The sequence below is a fragment of the Myceligenerans indicum genome, from assembly GCF_016742955.1.
Classification (GTDB): Bacteria; Actinomycetota; Actinomycetes; order Actinomycetales; family Cellulomonadaceae; genus Myceligenerans; species Myceligenerans indicum.
The window spans coordinates 95,034-112,116 of record NZ_JABBYC010000003.1; the positions used below are offsets into that span (position 1 = coordinate 95,034).

General features: G+C 68.5%; 18 protein-coding genes. 9 read left to right on the forward strand and 9 right to left on the reverse strand.

Annotated features, from left to right (window positions below):
- Positions 1-28: 28 nt before the first annotated feature.
- Together HGK34_RS03820 and HGK34_RS03825 are read right to left on the reverse strand one after the other, a co-directional pair.
- Positions 29-871, reverse strand: coding sequence for an HAD-IIB family hydrolase (locus HGK34_RS03820; RefSeq protein WP_201845240.1), 843 nt, complete (start codon positions 869-871; stop codon positions 29-31).
- Entirely contained in the window at positions 868-1,311 is a 444-nt protein-coding gene (locus tag HGK34_RS03825; protein WP_201845241.1) for a MerR family transcriptional regulator, read from the reverse strand. Before HGK34_RS03825 ends, HGK34_RS03820 begins: the two co-directional genes overlap by 4 nt.
- Before the next feature lie 50 nt (positions 1,312-1,361).
- On the opposite strand from HGK34_RS03825, the gene HGK34_RS03830 reads away from it, so the two are divergent.
- Positions 1,362-2,246, forward strand: coding sequence for an alpha/beta fold hydrolase (locus tag HGK34_RS03830; protein WP_201845242.1), 885 nt, complete (start codon positions 1,362-1,364; stop codon positions 2,244-2,246).
- Positions 2,247-2,664: 418 nt separating this feature from the next.
- Here the strand turns inward: HGK34_RS03830 and HGK34_RS03835 are convergent, their stop codons facing one another.
- Positions 2,665-3,315, reverse strand: coding sequence for a TetR/AcrR family transcriptional regulator (locus HGK34_RS03835; RefSeq protein ID WP_244666367.1), 651 nt, complete (start codon positions 3,313-3,315; stop codon positions 2,665-2,667).
- A 93-nt stretch (positions 3,316-3,408) separates the two neighbouring features.
- Between HGK34_RS03835 and HGK34_RS03840 the strand changes: the two genes are divergently transcribed.
- Positions 3,409-4,902, forward strand: a complete 1,494-nt coding sequence (locus HGK34_RS03840; protein ID WP_201845243.1) for an MFS transporter — start codon at positions 3,409-3,411, stop codon at positions 4,900-4,902.
- Positions 4,903-4,941: 39 nt separating this feature from the next.
- Here HGK34_RS03840 and HGK34_RS03845 read toward each other — a convergent pair whose 3' ends face one another.
- Entirely contained in the window at positions 4,942-5,514 is a 573-nt protein-coding gene (locus HGK34_RS03845; protein WP_201845244.1) for a helix-turn-helix domain-containing protein, read from the reverse strand.
- Between HGK34_RS03845 and HGK34_RS03850 the strand changes: the two genes are divergently transcribed.
- Entirely contained in the window at positions 5,513-6,025 is a 513-nt protein-coding gene (locus HGK34_RS03850; RefSeq protein WP_201845245.1) for a GNAT family N-acetyltransferase, read from the forward strand. The two genes, HGK34_RS03845 and HGK34_RS03850, sit on opposite strands and share 2 nt — an antisense overlap.
- A 127-nt stretch (positions 6,026-6,152) precedes the next feature.
- On the opposite strand, the gene HGK34_RS03855 is transcribed toward HGK34_RS03850, so the two are convergent.
- Positions 6,153-7,430 (reverse strand): ATP-binding protein, encoded by a 1,278-nt coding sequence (locus tag HGK34_RS03855; protein WP_207193194.1) that lies wholly within the window; start codon positions 7,428-7,430, stop codon positions 6,153-6,155.
- Positions 7,431-7,709: 279 nt separating this feature from the next.
- Positions 7,710-8,207, reverse strand: coding sequence for a YajQ family cyclic di-GMP-binding protein (locus HGK34_RS03860; RefSeq protein ID WP_201845246.1), 498 nt, complete (start codon positions 8,205-8,207; stop codon positions 7,710-7,712).
- Between the two features lie 113 nt (positions 8,208-8,320).
- Here HGK34_RS03860 and HGK34_RS03865 point away from each other — a divergent pair, with 113 nt between their 5' ends.
- Positions 8,321-9,127, forward strand: coding sequence for a potassium channel family protein (locus HGK34_RS03865; protein WP_201845247.1), 807 nt, complete (start codon positions 8,321-8,323; stop codon positions 9,125-9,127).
- A 45-nt stretch (positions 9,128-9,172) separates the two neighbouring features.
- Here HGK34_RS03865 and htpX read toward each other — a convergent pair whose 3' ends face one another.
- Entirely contained in the window at positions 9,173-10,075 is a 903-nt protein-coding gene (htpX, locus tag HGK34_RS03870; RefSeq protein ID WP_201845248.1) for a zinc metalloprotease HtpX, read from the reverse strand.
- A 327-nt stretch (positions 10,076-10,402) separates the two neighbouring features.
- Here htpX and HGK34_RS03875 point away from each other — a divergent pair, with 327 nt between their 5' ends.
- Positions 10,403-11,809, forward strand: coding sequence for an FAD-dependent oxidoreductase (locus tag HGK34_RS03875; protein WP_201845249.1), 1,407 nt, complete (start codon positions 10,403-10,405; stop codon positions 11,807-11,809).
- A gap of 157 nt (positions 11,810-11,966) precedes the next feature.
- On the opposite strand, the gene HGK34_RS03880 is transcribed toward HGK34_RS03875, so the two are convergent.
- Positions 11,967-12,545, reverse strand: a complete 579-nt coding sequence (locus tag HGK34_RS03880) for a hypothetical protein (RefSeq protein WP_201845250.1) — start codon at positions 12,543-12,545, stop codon at positions 11,967-11,969.
- Between the two features lie 155 nt (positions 12,546-12,700).
- Positions 12,701-12,994 (reverse strand): WXG100 family type VII secretion target, encoded by a 294-nt coding sequence (locus HGK34_RS03885; protein ID WP_201845251.1) that lies wholly within the window; start codon positions 12,992-12,994, stop codon positions 12,701-12,703.
- A gap of 246 nt (positions 12,995-13,240) precedes the next feature.
- On the opposite strand from HGK34_RS03885, the gene HGK34_RS03890 reads away from it, so the two are divergent.
- From HGK34_RS03890 to HGK34_RS03905, 4 genes are all read left to right on the forward strand, one after another.
- Entirely contained in the window at positions 13,241-13,528 is a 288-nt protein-coding gene (locus HGK34_RS03890; RefSeq protein ID WP_201845252.1) for a DUF6317 family protein, read from the forward strand.
- Positions 13,525-15,201, forward strand: a complete 1,677-nt coding sequence (locus HGK34_RS23435; protein ID WP_201845253.1) for a polymorphic toxin-type HINT domain-containing protein — start codon at positions 13,525-13,527, stop codon at positions 15,199-15,201. Before HGK34_RS03890 ends, HGK34_RS23435 begins: the two co-directional genes overlap by 4 nt.
- A complete protein-coding gene (locus tag HGK34_RS03900) occupies positions 15,201-15,692 on the forward strand; it encodes a hypothetical protein (RefSeq protein ID WP_201845254.1) in 492 nt (163 codons plus the stop codon). The genes HGK34_RS23435 and HGK34_RS03900 overlap by 1 nt, the downstream gene beginning before the upstream one ends.
- A 375-nt stretch (positions 15,693-16,067) precedes the next feature.
- Entirely contained in the window at positions 16,068-17,075 is a 1,008-nt protein-coding gene (locus tag HGK34_RS03905; RefSeq protein ID WP_201845255.1) for a hypothetical protein, read from the forward strand.
- Positions 17,076-17,083 lie beyond the last annotated feature (8 nt).

Below are 17,083 nucleotides of genomic sequence, written 5' to 3' on the forward strand. Positions count from 1 at the left end.
GGCGGGCACACCGCGCCGCCGCCGTCGGTCAGCCGTCCGCCAGGAGCTTCTCGAGGGCGGTGGCCACGCCGTCGTCGTCGTTGGAGCCGACGACGTCGTCCGCGCCGGCCAGCACGTCCTTGTGCGCGTTGGCGACGGCGACGCCCCGGCCGGCCCAGCTCAGCATCGGCAGGTCCACCGGCATGTCGCCGAACGCCCAGACGTCGTGCGCGAGGACGCCGAGCCGGGCGCACCATCGTTCGAGCGTCGCGGACTTGGTGACATCCAGGGGGTTGAGCTCGGCGAGGCCCACGGCACCGGAGTAGGCGAGGTTCGCCCGGCCCTCGGCGATCCGTCCGACGACGTCCTGCAGCTCGTCCGGTTCGGTGACCCGGGACTGCGCGATCAGTTTGAGGACGGGGTCCCGGCCGAGCGTGTGCTCGACGTGGACGGCTCGGTGCGCGGCCGTGATGCCGGGCTCGGCGAAGTTCGGCGAGGCGACGAAGCCGGGGTCGTAGGCGGGGCCGCTGACGCGTTCGACGACCATGGCGGCGTCGGGCAGTGTGGTGCGCAGCTCGGTGACGAGCGAGCCGACGACGTCGTCCACGAAGCCCCACGACTCGATGACCTCGTCGCTGTCGAGGTCCCAGACCGCTCCCCCGCCGAAGCAGATGACGTGCCCGTGTCCGCCCACCAGGTCCGCCAGGTGTCCGAGGGCCCGCGCGGGGCGCGCGGTGACGAAGACGACCTCGATCCCCTCGGCCTCGACGGCCGCGAGCGCCTCACGGGACCGGTCGGAGACGGTGCCGTCGGAGCGCAGGAGCGTGCCGTCGAGGTCGGTCGCGATGACGCGGGGCCTGTTCGGGGAGGCGGGCGGGTGTGGGGTGGTCACCCCGCAACGGTACTGCGGTGCGGGGTGGTGGGGTCCGGCCCGGCCGGCGTCCGGTGTGGTGGTGGCCGCAGCGGGACGCCGACGGCGTAGCCCGTGCAGGCCTCGCACCTGGTGAGCAGGTCGTGCTCGCAGTCCACGACGTGCACGAGGAACCGTTCGGCGGCTTCGAGCCGTGCGCGTTGCGTCCGGACTCGCCGGAGCTGACGCTCGATCACGTCGGCGCGCTCGGGTTCGCTCCGGTGCAATACCTGTCGGATCTCCGGCAGGCTCATGCCGACGTCCTGGCAGGCGCGCAGCACCCGTAGGCGGTGGAGGTGTTCCTCCGTGTAGTCGCGGTGGCCCGACGGAGCGCGGTCGGGGACGACGACGGCTTCGTCGTCCCAGTGGCGCAGGACGTGCACGGCCACTCCGAGGCGGCGGGCGGCCTCTCCGATTCTCATGGGCACATCATGCTTGACCTCAGGTCGACCTGAGGTTCTAGCTTCGGGGCATGCGCACCGTGGAATCGCACGTGTCGGAGGCGTCGCTACCCGAGCCGGTCCATGTGACCGTCGGCGGTGCGCGCATCGCGACCTATGTCCTGGCTCCCGAGCGGCCCTCGGTGGGCGACGTGGTGTTCTGCCACGGCACGCCGTGGTCGGCGCGGGTGTGGGCCCAGGCCGCGCGGCACCTGAGCGGTGGCCGCCGGGTGTTCCTGTGGGACATGCCCGGCTACGGCCGGTCGACGCAGGAGGGGGACGTCGCGGTCGATCTCGCCTCCCAGATGTCGCGGTTCGCCGAGCTGCTGGCGCACTGGGACCTGGACCGGCCGTGGGTGGTCGCGCACGACATCGGCGGAGCCGTGGCTCTGGGGGCTCACCTGCTGCACGGGCGGGACTACGCCGGCCTCTTCCTCTGGGACGTGGTGACGCTGGAGCCGTGGGGATCGCCGTTCTTCCGGCTGGTGTCCGAGCATGCGGACGTGTTCACCCAGCTCCCGGCCGCGCTGCACGAGGCTCTGGTCCGGGAGTACATCGCCGGGGCGGCCCGGGGCCGGCTGACCGCGGACGTGCTGGACGCTCTGGCGCGACCGTGGCTGGGAACGCCGGGGCAGGCCGCCTTCTACCGGCAGATCGCGGCGCTCCGGCCCGCGCACACCCGGCCCGTCGTGGCGCGCCTGGCGGACGTGCGCTGTCCGGTGCGGATCGGCTGGGGTGAGCGGGACGCGTGGATCCCCGTGGACCAGGCGACGCGGCTGCGGGACCTGCTCCCTGGGAGCCCGCCGGTCATCACGCTGGACGACGCCGGCCATCTCGCTCCGGTCGAGTCGCCGTCGCTGGTGATCGGAGCGATCGACGACTGGCTCGCCGGTTCCCGTGCGCCTCGCCGGCGGTGACCCATTCGCCAGTGCTTTAGCACAAGAATGCTATTCACGCCTATTATGGCTTAATATCCATTTCATGTTGCGTAGTCCATCTCGCATACCTAACGTATGAAACGCGAACATGTTCTGCTCGCAGGTCATCACCCTGCGATTCCGCCTTACGGAAGGAAAGCGCCATGTACGGTACCAACCTCCTCGACTGCATCGTCTGGGCCCTTCGCGAGATCGTCGCGACCATCGGCCTCTGACCAGTCGTGATGCGCGCCGTCAGCGCAAAGAACCGCTGACGGAAAATCCCTGGCACCACGAATCCCATCCGCGGAATCCGCGGATGGGATTCGCTGCTTCCGGACTCGACGCGCCATTCTTTCGCGAGCTCCGCGCCGGGTGACGCGCGCGGGCACGCGCCTCGACCCACCACACCTTCCCGTCAGCGGCAATCCACGGATCGCACCCCGGCAGCCGGCAGGATGATCTCGTCGATGGTCGAGATCAGGAACTCACGATCGACGGGCTTGCCCAGCATGAGCACCCGGTAGGCGACCATCGCCGGGCTGATGATGCTGAGCCTGTCCACGTCGACGCCGGCGGGGATCTCGCCGCGCTCGATCGCACGGCGGAAGAAGATGCGGTTGACGGTGGCCCGCGGCTCGACGAGCGCCTCGTGCGCGGCGGCCGCGAGCTCGGGGCTGCGGGCGATCATCGAGGCGATCCCGGCCATCACCTTGAGCTTGCGCTCGCCGTCCCGGATGGTCGGAGTGCGGACCATGGCGATGAGGTCCCCGCGCAACGTCCCCGTGTCCGGCAGGTCCTCGAGATCGATCTCGTTCGACTTCATGCACGCGACGGCGTCGAGCACGAGCGCGGCCTTGGACGACCACCTGCGGTAGAGCGTCGCCTTCCCGGCCTTCGCCCGAGCCGCGACCATGTCGATCGTCATACCGTCGTAGCCGGTCTCGGCGAGCACGTCGAGCGCGGAGGCAAGGATCTCGGGATCGCGGGTGAGATCGCGCTTGCGCCCGAGCCGTGGCTTGCCCTCAGCCTGCTCGATCTGCGTCATCGCCGTCGCGCTCCCTTCCATCCGTCCAACCCTACTCGCGCGCGCATTGCTGCACCAATCGTATCCGAAACTTGGCAGTACCGGAACTAGCTAGTTCCGTATATAGTGGCGAGCATGTCCTCAACACCCGCGACCGACAACCGTCGGTGGATCACGCTCGTCGTGGTCGGTCTCGCGCAGCTCATGGTCGTGCTCGACGCGACCGTCGTGAACATCGCCCTGCCCTCGGCGCAGGCCGACCTCGGCTTCACGGACGGTCAGCGCCAGTGGGTCATCACCGCGTACTCCCTGGCTTTCGCAAGCCTTCTGCTGCTCGGCGGACGCCTCTCCGATCTCATCGGCCGCCGCCGCACGTTCGTCATCGGCCTCATCGGCTTCGCCGTCGCCTCCGGACTGGGCGGTGCCGCCGGCACGTTCGAGCTCCTCGTGGCCGCCCGCGCCCTGCAGGGCGTGTTCGGCGCCCTGCTCGCCCCCACGGCCCTCGCCGTGCTCACCACCACCTTCACCGTCCCGAAGGAACGCGCACGCGCCTTCGGGGTCTTCGGTGCCATCGCCGGTGCGGGGGGCGCCATCGGGCTCCTCCTCGGCGGGGTCCTGACGGAGACCCTCGACTGGCGATGGAACCTCTACATCAACGTCTTCATCGCCGCGGTCGCCCTCGTCGGAGCCATGGCGTTCGTCCCCCGCATCACGCGGGAGGGCCCTCGGCCCCGGCTGGACGTCCCGGGCACCGTCCTGGTCTCCGGCGCGCTCTTCAGCCTCGTCTACGGCTTCTCGAACGCCGAGACCGACGGCTGGGACTCGCCCCTGACCTGGGGCATGCTGGCCGGTGCCGTCATCCTGCTGGTCGCGTTCGTCGGCTGGCAGACCCGCGCCGGACACCCGCTGCTGCCGCTGTCCATCGTGCTCGACCGCAACCGCGGCACCGCCTACCTCGCAGTCCTGATCACGGGCGCCGGGATGTTCGGCATCTTCCTCTTCGTCACGTACTACCTGCAGCTCACGCTCGGGTACACGCCGATCAGGACCGGCCTGTCCTTCCTGCCGATGATCGCCATGCTGGTGCTGGCAGCACAGCTCGGCACCAACATCTTCGTGCCCCGCTTCGGGCCCAAGGTCATGGTCCCGATCGGCATGACACTGGGCACGATCGGCATGGCCTACCTGACCCTGCTCGACGCGGACAGCACGTACGCGGCGAACGTCCTGCCGCCGCTGATGATCATCGGCTTCGCGATGGGGACGATCATGCCCGCCTCGATGCAGACGGCCACGCTGGGCGTGGACCGGCAGTTCGCCGGCGTCGCCTCCGCGATGGTCAACACGAGCCAGCAGGTGGGCGGGTCGATCGGCACGGCCCTGCTGAACACCCTGGCCGCCACCGCGGCGTCCGACTACCTCGCGGCGCACGCGCCCGTCACCGAGGCCGTCGGCCTGCAGGCACAGCTCACCAGCTACTCGACCGCGTACTGGTGGGGTGCCGCGTTCTTCGCCACCGGTGCCGTGGTGTCGGCCCTGCTTTTCCGGCGACGGAGCCAGGGACTCTCGCTCGCCCACACCCCGGAGGCCGCGAACGAACCGGCCGCGGAGCCGGTGACCGTCGGCTGACGGCCCGTTGGGGCGGCAGGCGTGGTCACGCCTGCCGCCCTACGGCGTCTCCCGCCGGGAGACCACCACGACGTACCGGCAGTCCGCGTCGCTCGGGTTGGCGAACTCCCGCGCGGCGGGGACCCCCAGCTCGAACACGTCGCCCGCGGTCAGCACGTGGACGTCGGCGCCGTCGGTGAGCGTCAGCTCGCCGTCGAGCACCCAGACGAGCTGCGCGTGGAACGCGTATGCGGCCGCCGGGTACGGCACGCGCTGCCCGGCGGGCAGCACCACGTCGGTGACGTCGGCCGGGAACGACGGCGTCGAGATCTGGCGCCGCAGGTAGCGGGTCTCGGGATCGCTCCAGGCCGGTACGGCGTCGGCGCGCCGCACGGGGTGGGCGCCCGCGTCCTCCGCCCGCTCCAGCAGCGCCGACACGCTGAGGTCGAAGGCGGCAGCGAGCCGGCCGAGGACTGCCGCCGTGGGGCTGCTCTGACCGCGCTCGACCTTGCTGATCATCGCGCGGGACACCCCGGACGCCTCGGCGAGCCGGCTGAGCGACCACGCGCGGCGCGCCCGCTCGTCCCGGACACGCTTCCCGAGGCCATCAGCATTGTCTACTATTGTGGACATGAGTTCACTATATGCTCCGCCAGCGGCCGTTCGCCCCGCACGAGCCGACGACGCCGGGGCGGTGCGGGCGATCCGGAACGACGCCGTCGAGACGACGACGGCTATCTGGACCAGCGTCCCGATGAGCGAGGACGAGGCGCGCTCCTGGGTGAGCGACCTTGCCGGGCGCAACGCCATGCTTGTGGCGGAGGTGGACGGCGACGTCGTCGGTTACGCCTCGTTCTCGCCGTGGCGGGCGAAGGAGGGGTACCGGCACTCGGTCGAGGACTCCGTGTACGTCGCCCCCGGGCAGCAGGGCAACGGCGTGGGGCGCGCCCTGCTGACGGAGCTGGTGGCGACGGCCCGCGACGCGGGTGCGCACCGCATGTACGCCGACATCGAAGCGGGGAACGCCGCGTCGATCAGCCTGCACGAGAGCTTGGGGTTCCGCCGCGTCGGTCTGCTGCGGGAGGTGGGGACCAAGTTCGGGCGGTGGCTGGATCTGGCGATCCTGGAGCTCGAGCTGGCGTGAACCGCCGGGCGGCTCACGTGCTCCACGGTGCGCGGGTGCGGACCGAGCCTCATGGGGCTTGGCACGACGGTGGGCGCTCCGCACGGGTTCGGTGCCTCGGTTCGGCCCGATGGCGCCGGTGCGATTCCTATGGCGCGAGGAGGGCAGCCGGAATGACGGCAATGCCGTCTGTGCGACGGTAGGCGGTTGGTCCGGTGTGGATGACGGCGGCGTCGCGGAGGTCGTCGCCGATCTGTTCGCGTAGCCAGCGCAGATGCTTGACGTCTGCGTCGGTGACGGTGGCGGCGAGCTTGACCTCGAAGGCAACGATGTGGCCGTCGCGCTCGACGACGAGGTCGACCTCGTGCCTCGTGTCCTGGGTGCGCAGGTGACCGACACGGGCGCGCGATGCCTGAGCGTACGTGAGCACGGACTGCGCCACGAGATGCTCGAAGAGGGAACCCAGGAGAGTGCCGGCCCGGGGGACGGCAGGCCCGGAACCCTCGCCTGCCAGAAGGCTGTCCTTGGTGGCTCCGAGGAGACGGGCGGCGAGTGCCGGATCGGCGAGGAAGTGCTTTTCGGTCTGGGTCAGGCGCTTGAGATGGTTGCTGCTGGGAGTCCAGGACGGCAGGGGGTCGAGCAGGAAGGCGCGAGAGAGGACGTCGCGGTAGACAAGTGTGGTGGATCGCGCGGGCTTGTCGGGGAGCCCGGGGGTGGCTGCATCCAGGATCGCAGTGTAGGTCGCGGTGGTCGCGGTGGCCGCGGCGTAGGCAGTCATCCAGGCACGCAGTGTCGCGGGGCGGCGTACAGAAGTGCCCTGTTCGGCGAATTCCTGGCTGACGGTGGCGTCCAGGTAGGAGTCGAGCTGTTCCTGACGCAGTTCCTCGGGCACTCGACGGATGCCGGGGAATCCGCCGGCAAGGATCTCCTCGACGTAGTCGACCAGGTCGGACGCCGTATGTCCACGCACGTCGGCGTCACCGCCGAGCATCGCACGCAGGCTGACGGTGTCGCCGCCCGCGTGCATGCCGCGTTCGTACAGAGATTGGGGTCGCATTCGGAGCGTGAGGATGCGGCCTGCTCCTGTGTGCACAGTGGCTCCGCGCGGAGCACTTGAGCCCGCGATGATGAACGATCCGGCAGGAGCTCCGTCGTCGACGGCACGCTTGACGTGGTCCCACGAGGAGGGCTCGCGCTGCCACTCGTCAATCAGGGTGGTACCGGAGACTTCGGCAAGCGGGTCCTGCGCAGCGCGGAACGCCTCAGCGGCTGCGGGACGTGAAAGGTCGATGGTGTGGTCGGCGCGCTGTTTCGCAGTGGCGGTCTTGCCGACGCCCTTGGCCCCCTGAAGCGCCACAGCGGCAAGTCCCGCCAGGTACCGGTCCAGCAGCGCGTCCACCGTACGTGGCAGGTAGTTCACGTTCATGGCGCGACAGTAGTTCTACGCTACAGATCACGCATCATCTGAACTACATCTCACACACGCAGTACGCTACGCTTCACGCAAGCGCGACGGTTCGCGGGGCGAGGCCCTGTCTTCGGTGCCGTGGTGGCGACGAGGCAAAGACCGAACGCCGCGCACCAGGGCGTCGACCCGGGCAACGCGACTTCGGGCATCCACTCCATCGACGACCGGATGACGACCACCGCCAGGCCACGAACTGCCGATGGCGCCCGTGGCCGCCCGGTCAGCGGCAGTCGGCGATCATCGGTAGTTGGTGAACTGCAGCGCCACGTCCAGGTCCGCGCCCTTGAGGAGCGCGATGACCTCCTGGAGCTGGTCGCGGGACTTCGAGGAGACCCGGACCTCGTCGCCGGTGATCTGGGTCTTGACGCCCTTGGGGCCCTCGTCGCGGATCTTCTTGGTGATCTTCTTCGCGTTCTCGCCGGCCAGCCCCTCCTTGAGGGACCCGACGAGCCGGTACTCCTTGCCGGAAGCCTGCGGCTCCTTGTCACCCGTGTCGAACGCCTTGAGGGACACGCCGCGCTTGATGAGCTTGGTCTGGAACACGTCCAGCAGGGCAAGGACCCGCTCGGCCGAGTTGGCGACCATGACGATGCTGTCCTGGCCGCTCCACTCGATCGACGCGCCCACGCCCCGGAAGTCGTACCGCTGCGAGACCTCCTTGGACGCCTGGTTGAGGGCGTTGTCGACCTCCTGGCGGTCCACCTTGCTGACGATGTCGAACGACGAGTCGGCCACGGCCGTGCTCCTTCTTGCTCGTGAGGGACAGATCCTGGGTCAACCGTAGTCGGCGCGGACGCCCGGCACGGACTCGCGGCCGTAAACCCACTCCTTCGCTACAGTGGCGAACCATGTTCCGCAGTCTCGACCTCGCCACCTGGCGACACCGCACCGAGTGGCCTCTCGTCGCGGTGGCCGTGCTCTTCCTCGTCGCCTACGGCCTGCCGATCGCCTTCGAGGGTGTCCCCTCGCTGGTGAGAACTGCCTGCAGTGTGTTCATGACGGTCGCCTGGATGGTGTTCGCCGCGGACTACATGGTCCGGCTGCACCTGTCCGGCTATTCGTGGACCTTCGTCCGGACGAACTGGATCGACCTGCTGGTCGTGGTGCTGCCCCTGCTGCGCCCGCTGCGGCTGCTCCTGCTGATCAAGGTGATCCAGCGGTTCAGCCGGACCGGCGTGCAGCGCCTCCGGGGCCGGGTCGTCACGTATGCCACGGGCGGCACCGCACTGCTGATCCTCACCAGTGCGCTGGCGATCACGGACACCGAGCGGCACGTCGAGGGCTCGAACATCACGAACCTCGGCGAGGGATTCTGGTGGGCGATCGTCACGATGACCACGGTGGGGTACGGCGACTTCTACCCTGTCACGGTCACAGGACGCTTCATCGCGGCCGGCCTGATGCTGGGCGGGATCGCCCTGCTCGGCGTGGTCACCGCGACCCTCGCCTCCTGGATGGTGCAGACCGTCGAGGAGTCCAACGAGCAGGAGGAGGCGGCCACGCGCCGCCAGGTGGACGTCCTGGTGGAGGAGATCCGCACGCTCCGCACGGAGAGGGCGGAGGAGGTCCGCTCCCTTCGTGCCGAGCTCGCGGAGGCCCGCAAGGGCCGGAGCGACGACGCCGCCTCGCGGATGATCTCGGCCGAGGAGAACTGACTCCGCAAGGGAACTGGCGCCCGGGGACACCCGCAGCCCCCACCGTCAGAACCCGCCGAAACCGCCCGGGCCGTACTGGCTTCCGTAGCTACCACCCGGTCCGCCCGCCATCCGCTCCAGACGCGCGATGCGATCCGCCATGGGCGGGTGCGTGGCGAACATGCGCGCCATGCCGGCCCCGCGGAACGGGTTCGCGATCATCACGTGCGAGACGTTCGCCAGCTCGCGGTCCTGCGGCAGCGGCGCAAGCTGGGTACCGCGCTCCAGCTTCCGGAGCGCGGACGCGAGCGCGAGCGGGTCACCGGTGAGCTTGGCCCCGTCCTCGTCGGCGTCGTACTCGCGCGTGCGGGAGATGGCGAACTGGATCATGGTCGCCGCGATCGGCGCGAGCAGCGCGGTCGCCAGCGCCGCGATCGGGTTGCCGCCCTCACGGTTCCCGCCGCCGAACCACAGCATGGCGGTGGCCACCGAGGTGATCACCCCCGCCATCGCCGAGGCGACCGAGGAGGTGAGGATGTCCCGGTTGTACACGTGCATCAGCTCGTGTCCCAGCACGCCGCGCAGCTCGCGCTCGTCCAGCAGGCTGAGGATTCCCTCCGTGCAGCACACCGCCGCGTTGGCCGGGTCACGGCCCGTGGCGAACGCGTTGGGTGCCTTGGTCGGCGAGATGTAGAGACGAGGCATGGGCTTGCGTGCCTGGGTCGACAGCTCACGCACGATCCGGTGCATCTCCGGCGCCTGGAGTTCCGTGACCGGGTAGGCGTGCATGGCGCGGATCGCGAGCTTGTCGGAGTTCCAGTAGCTGTAGGCCGTGGTTCCCAGGCCGACGAGGACGAAGATCCACAGCCAGGTCTGCCGCCCGCCGGTCAGGAACCAGATCCCGAGGAGCACGGCCCACATGGCGCCGAACATCGCTGCGGTCTTCAGACCGTTGTAGTGCCGATGCATCGCTACTTCCTTTCCACCCACACCGCTGAACGGCTCGTCGCAGCAAACGGTTCCCAGGCCACCCGCATCATGCACGACGACGCTGACACTCCCTCCCAGGACGATGGCGGCCGCCGGCCGGCGGCTGAGCCGAGATGTCCGCACGGGGCAGGACGACCTCCGACCGGCCGCGCAGCGCGTTCGACGTGATGGAGACTGGCGTGGACTCCGTGTGCAGCATCTTCGCGAACTCTCCTGTGGACGAAGATGAGGGCTCCCTTACACGGTCGGTAGAATCTCTCCTGGCCTTCGATTGTGTACAGTCCCTCGACCGGAAGGCGCCTCTTCGTGAGCACCCGACCTTTGCGCGTCGCCGTCGTCGGTGCCGGACCCGCCGGCATCTACGCGAGCGACATCCTGTCCAAGACCGACCTCGACGTCTCGATCGACCTGTTCGAGCGCCTCCCGGCGCCGTTCGGGCTGGTCAGGTATGGCGTCGCGCCGGATCACCCGCGCATCAAGCAGATCATCGTGGCGCTTCACAAGGTTCTCTCCCGCGGTGACATCCGCCTGCTGGCGAACGTGGACTTCGGCACGGACGTCAAGCTTGAGGACCTGCGGCAGTTCTACGACGCCGTCATCTTCTCCACCGGCGCCATGAAGGACGCCGACCTGAACATCCCGGGCATCGACCTGGACGGCTCCTACGGGGCAGCGGACTTCGTGTCGTGGTACGACGGTCACCCCGACGTGCCCCGCACCTGGCCGCTGGAGGCCCGCGAGATCGCGGTCGTCGGTGCCGGGAACGTCGCGCTGGACGTGGCGCGCATGCTGGCCAAGCACCCTGAGGACCTGCTGCCCACCGAGGTCCCGGCCAACGTGGTCGAGGGCCTGAAGGCCTCGCCCGTGACGGACGTGCACGTGTTCGCCCGTCGCGGCCCCGCTCAGGTGAAGTTCTCGCCGCTGGAGCTGCGTGAACTCGGTCACGTCCCGGACGTCGACATCATCGTGTACCCGGAGGACTACGACTTCGACGAGGGCTCCGAGGCCGCGATCAACTCGTCGAACCAGACCAAGCAGGTCGTCAAGACGCTCACCGACTGGGCGCTCGACGAGCCGGAGAGCAAGACGGCCTCCCGCCGTATCCACCTGCACTTCCTGCACCAGCCCACCGAGGTGCTCGGCGAGAACGGGAAGGTGACGGGCTTCCGCACGGAGCGCACCGCGCTGCAGGGCGACGGCACCGCCAAGGGCACGGGCGAGTTCCACGACTTCCCGGTGCAGGCCGTCTACCGTGCGGTCGGCTACTTCGGGTCGCCGCTCTCCGAGATCCCGTTCGACGACTACAAGGGCGTCATCTCCAACCGCGAGGGCCGCGTGGTCGACCTGGACGGCGAGAACGTACCCGGCGTCTACACCACCGGCTGGATCAAGCGCGGTCCGGTGGGGCTCATCGGCCACACCAAGTCCGACGCCTCCGAGACCGTGAAGCACCTGGTCGAGGACGTGGCCGGGGTGGCCGACGGCGCCGACGTGTCGGAGGGCGACCTGACCGGCGGGCGCACCGCCCCGCAGGGCGACCCCGAGGCGATCAAGTCGTTCCTCGCCGACAAGGGCGTGCGGGTCATCGAGTGGTCCGGCTGGGAACTGCTCGACGCGCACGAGCGCACGCTCGGCGAGGCCGAGGGTCGTGAGCGCGTCAAGGTCGTCTCCCGCGAGGAGATGATCGCGATCAGCCAGGAGCAGCAGGCCTGACACCAGACCCGACGACAGAGGCCGGGGCCGTCTTCAGCGTGAAGGCGGCCCCGGCCTCTGTCGCTCCGTGAAGACCCCGCAATGCAGTCTGTCGCCCTCTGGAACGGTCAGCCGGTCGGCCGGTCAGACCGACGTTGCACCATGTCGGAGCCGGAGGCTATCCGCCTCGCACGGCCTCGACAGCACGGGCGACATCATCCGTGGCGAAGCCCCCTGCCGCGCGCAGCGGCCGGTACGCGGGGACGACCGTGACCGCCGAGACGCCGTCCGAGACGCGGAGCGCCTCCACGGTCCGCGAGCCGTAGGTGCCCGACGCCGTTTGTGCGGCGCCCGGCGTCCGCTGGATCGACCAGCGCGGTGCCTGCTCCTTGCGAGCCCACACCTCGACACGGTCCGGGAGCACGGCCAGGCTGATCGGGCTACCACCGACGGGCAGCCAGCCTCCGGACGAGGCTCCGGCCGCCCGGGCCTCGTCCAGCGTCTCGGCGGTGGTGAACGCGGGGACCACCGTCGCCCCCGCGCGCTGCCGCCCGACGTGTGCGGCAAGCCCGCTCACACGCCTGAGCACAGCGGCCACTGTGAGGACACAGACCGCGAGGAGGAGCAGCACGGCGACCCAGATCGCGGCGCCCTCGACGCGGTCGAGCTGGATCATCCGCGCCAGGCGGTACACGGAGAAGACGGCAAACGCCGCGAGGGCAACGACGAAGAGGATCTTGCGGGCGCGAGCGTCCATGTGTCGGTCCTTCCGTAGGCGAGATGTCCGGCGCTGCGCTTCGGCGCGAAGCGCGCCCGGGGTCACCGCCGGGTATGCGAAAACCAGGGCTGGTCCCGTGTACCGGCCCTGGTTCTCAGGTGCAGCCCCGGGCTGCGTCTTGGCTCGGGGTGGCTTCAGCCGCCGATGCCGGAGGCCAGGCCTTCGTCGGTCTCGCGGAAGGACTGCGCGGTCTGGTCCAGGAACGCCGCCATGCCTTCGATGCCCTCGACCGCCTGGGTCGTGCCCGTGGTGAAGTCGTCGTAGGCCGTGCCGAACGCACCCGAGGCAGCCTCCGTCTGGAAGCCGGACTCGATCAGCCCCTGCACCTGGGACCGGAGGTCTTCGAGAATGCTGGTCAGCTGCTCCTGGCCGCTGCGGAGCTGGCCGGCCTGGCTCTCGATCTCCTCGTAAGTCATGTTGATCGACATGCGGATGAACCTCTCTCGCCGTGTGTACGACCGACCCCCACGGCCGATCTGACGTGCAGCACACTATCCGTCCGGTCTGGGGGCGTCGATGGGGAGTAGTACCCATCATGTTGCTCAGACCAGGCATCCGGTGCACTGCCGGATGTTGATAGACATATCACACTGTGTTGGCTGGTTGGATGGGTAGTTCTTTCCTTGCATGTCTGGAAATCTGCCGGTTAACCTCCCAGCTCAGGAGGTGTGACCATGGCGGATCTGAGGCTGGACCTGGAGGCGGTGCAGTCACTCGCGGCGAGCCTGACGACGGTCGCGGACGAGTTCGAGAACGCGAACGCGAACAGCGACCGCATCTCGGAGTCGGTCGGACACGAGGGCTTGGCCGGGTGCGTGCGCGACTTCGCCCACAAGTGGGACGACACGCGCGAGAAGATGACCGAGAGCCTGAGGGGGCTGGCAGACGCCTCGTCCGCGGTGTCGGACGCGTTCTCCGATGTCGACACCGACCTGGCCACGGCACTGGAGGGTGAAGAGTGAGCTACCGGCCCTCGGACTGGTCCCCGGTAGGACTCGACGTCGACCCGACCCCGGGCGACCCGGTCCTCGTACTCGCCGGCGGACAGGACTACCTGGAGGTCGCCGGCGCCATCAACGACGCGGCCTCGGCGATGTCACGCCTGGACGTGGACGGCACCGTCTCCCAGGCCGTGGACGCGCTGATGGAGAAGAAGGAAGACACCATCAGCGAGATCCGCCGAGCACACGGCCGCTACGAGGCCGCCGGTGAAGCACTGATCGACTACTCCAGCGCCCTGGAACGCGTCCAGCAGGAAACGCTGACCGCGCTCGAACAGGCCCGCACCGCCCAGACCGAACAAGAGACCGCCGCCCGACAGGCCGACTCCTTCCAGGACCTGGCCGACTCCACCACCGACGACGAACAGAAACGCGAGTACGAGCAGAAAGCCTCCGAGTACTCCGGCAACGCGACCACCGCGGCCGGGATCGTCTCCTCGGCACGCAGCACCGTCGAGGACGCCGTGGCCGACCGCAACACCGCCGCGGACAACGCCATCTCCCGCATCGAGGAAATCACCAGCAACGACGACCTCAACGACGGCTGGTGGGAGAACTGGGGCTCCAAACTCGTCGCCGCGATCGCCGACATCGCCGACCTCGTCTCCACCATCGCCGGCATCCTCGCCATCGTCGCAGCCTTCATCCCCATCATCGGCCCCGCCATCGCCGGCGCCCTCATCGTCATAGCCGCCGTCGCAGCCATCGTCTCCGCACTGGCCAACATCACCCTCGCCGCCACCGGCGAACGCTCCTGGGCCGAAGCAGGACTCGCCATCGCCGGCGCAGCCCTCTCCCTCATCGGCCTCGGCGGAGCCGCCAAAGCCGCCATGGGACTATCCAAGGTTCTCGCGACGACGGCCGGCAAACAGGCACTGAAGCAAAGTCTCAAGGGCTTCTCTGGCGGCCTGAAGTCCAATCTCAAGAAGCTGTACTGCAAGTTCCGGTTCGGAGCATGCTTCGTCGCGGGCACCCTCATCCACACGGTAGACGGTGACAAGCCCATCGAGGAGATCCGGGTCGGAGACAAGGTGTGGGCACGCGACCTCACCAGCGGCCGGGACGAGCTCAGGCTTGTGAATGAGACCTTCGTCAAGCAGGCCGCGACGCTCTACCACCTCAACATCGCGGGCAGCACTGTGACGACCACCGCCGAGCACCCCTTCATGGTCTACGGCATAGGCTGGCTCGATGCCCAGGACCTGACCCTGGGCGCCCGGATAGTGACGACAGAGGGTACCGCGACGCTTGAAGGGATCGAGGTCGAACAGCGGAGCACGGACGATGTCGAGACCGTCTACAACTTCCACGTTGATGGGCACCACAATTACTATGTCGTTGCGGGTACATCCGCAGTCCTCGTTCACAATGTCAATGGCGTCGGCGAGGTCTTCCGGGATGGAAAGTACCGATTCCAGATCTTCTCAAACGATCACGGCCCGGCGCACGGACACTTGTTCGGGCCCGGCCTCGATAAGGCGCATGGCGTGCAGATCGGCCAGAACGGGAAGCCGTTGAAGCCCAACGTCGTTCTCGACCGTCGCGCGCAGGAAGTCATCAACAACAATCTCCAGACGATCCGGAAGTCCATCAAGAAGTCGATGAAGATCCACAAGCTCAACTCGGGATGCTGATGACAGAGTTCACCGAGGCCATCAATCGCCTCGCCCAAAACGTCGATGCCGACAAAGCGCTCGAGGACGAGCACGCTCGCTGGCGACTGTACGAGGCAGCGGCACGCTCAGCCCAGAAGATGCCGATCATTTATCAAGCGCTCCGCTTCGAAGGCAACGAACTGCTCCTCTCGGCAACGGTCATCCACATCCTTCCGCTCGTCGTCGACGACGAGCGCGCGGATTGGGTTGACTTGCTCCCTCAGGGGCGCTCGCGCGACTACGCAGCCAGAAGAGCGACCGAACTGCACATTCTGGAAGCGCGTACAGCTGTTGACTCGCCGGTAGCATCTCGCGAGGAAATCAATAACTGGTCTCAATGGCTTCAGCTGAGAATCGCAGAACGCTCCGAGAATACTGACCTGCTAAGTGAGCTATCTGAGGTTGGCACGACGAAACGCATTCGACACGAAGCCAGACAGAGAGTTAGGAGCCTTACGAAGGGTCGGTGACTTCGAGGAAGCCTGCAGCGTTGGAAGGACTGAATACCACGCATATCTGGCGCGAGTTAGGCCGCCGGGAGCCAACCGGAAGCCGTCCTGTGGGCATGCCAAGATCCAGTTTCACGCACTACTTCAGGAGATCTGAAACCAATGCCGGACACACCGTCTCGCGAGTTTCCGCCTGTTCCTGGGCAGGACAACCTCAAAGCACCCGAGGCGAGCACAGCACTGCCCCCATTGGCCGCTCGGCTTGCGCGCGGTGATCGCGAGGCCGTCGGCAATTCGCTGCGCAGCGAGTCCGTCATCGTTCCGCATCTCGAGCGGGAGGATGGCACGCCACAGGTTCGGGTGTTCGATGCGGCGGAGGGGTCGAGCAGGCCGTATGTGCTGTGCCTGTTCTCATCGCCGCAGGCGCTCGGGGACTTCCTGGGCAGCGATCCCGGGCGGGAGTACAGCCTGCGGCGGAAGGAGTCCATCGCCCCGTTCCTGCGCCGGCACGGGGCCGTCCTGGAGCAGGTCGTGGTCGATCCCACCGGGCGACATGCCATGTCGTTCCAGGCGGACGAGCTCCTGGAGATCCTGGACACCAGCCCGCCAGCGGACGACCCCACCGGCTTGTTCGACGAGACCGGCACCGGGATCAGCGGCGAGGCCCTGCACGCCCTGGGCACCGTCGAGGACCCCGGCGGATTCCGCGGCATCGGCATCGAGCTCAACCTGCCGGACCACTGGGCGGTCATCGAGGTCGACGACCACGAGGCGCGCGATAAGCAGATCCGCGAACTCGTCAAGGTCCAGACGCGGAAGCTGAGCGACGCCTCCGCTCCCCTGCGCCGGGACCTGCGCGAGAAGCTGCTCGACGCCGCGATCAAGGCCGAGTCCGCGGGCGGACAGGTCATGGCGTACCTCGTGCTGCCCGGGGACACGGCCGCGCTCGCGCTGCACCTGACGCTGTACTGGCATGACCTCGGCCCCGTGCCTGCGGACGGGACGCACCTGCACAACGTCCGCAGCCGCCTCGAGTCGAACCACGAGCCCGGGCTCGGCGATGTTCTGACCTGGACGGACACCCTCTCCGGCCCGTTCCTGCGGGACGTTCGCCAACGGCGCGGTGCCGAGGAGGTCGGCGGTCAGGACGTCCCGCTGCTCCTGATCGACTACTGGGCGGAGGCCCCGGGCAAGCAGTCGATCGCACGACTTGCGTTCTCCACCCCGCACGTCGGGATCCGTGACGAGATGCTGCGACTGACCGACAAGGTCCTGTTCTCCACCGAGTGGATCCTTGGCCGGCCCAGTGACGACACTCCCGCGGACACAGCACGCGAGCCGGACCCCACGAGGCCCGAACCGGCCGCACCCGCACCGGCAGCACCGAGCCCGACCGGCGTCTGAACCTGTTG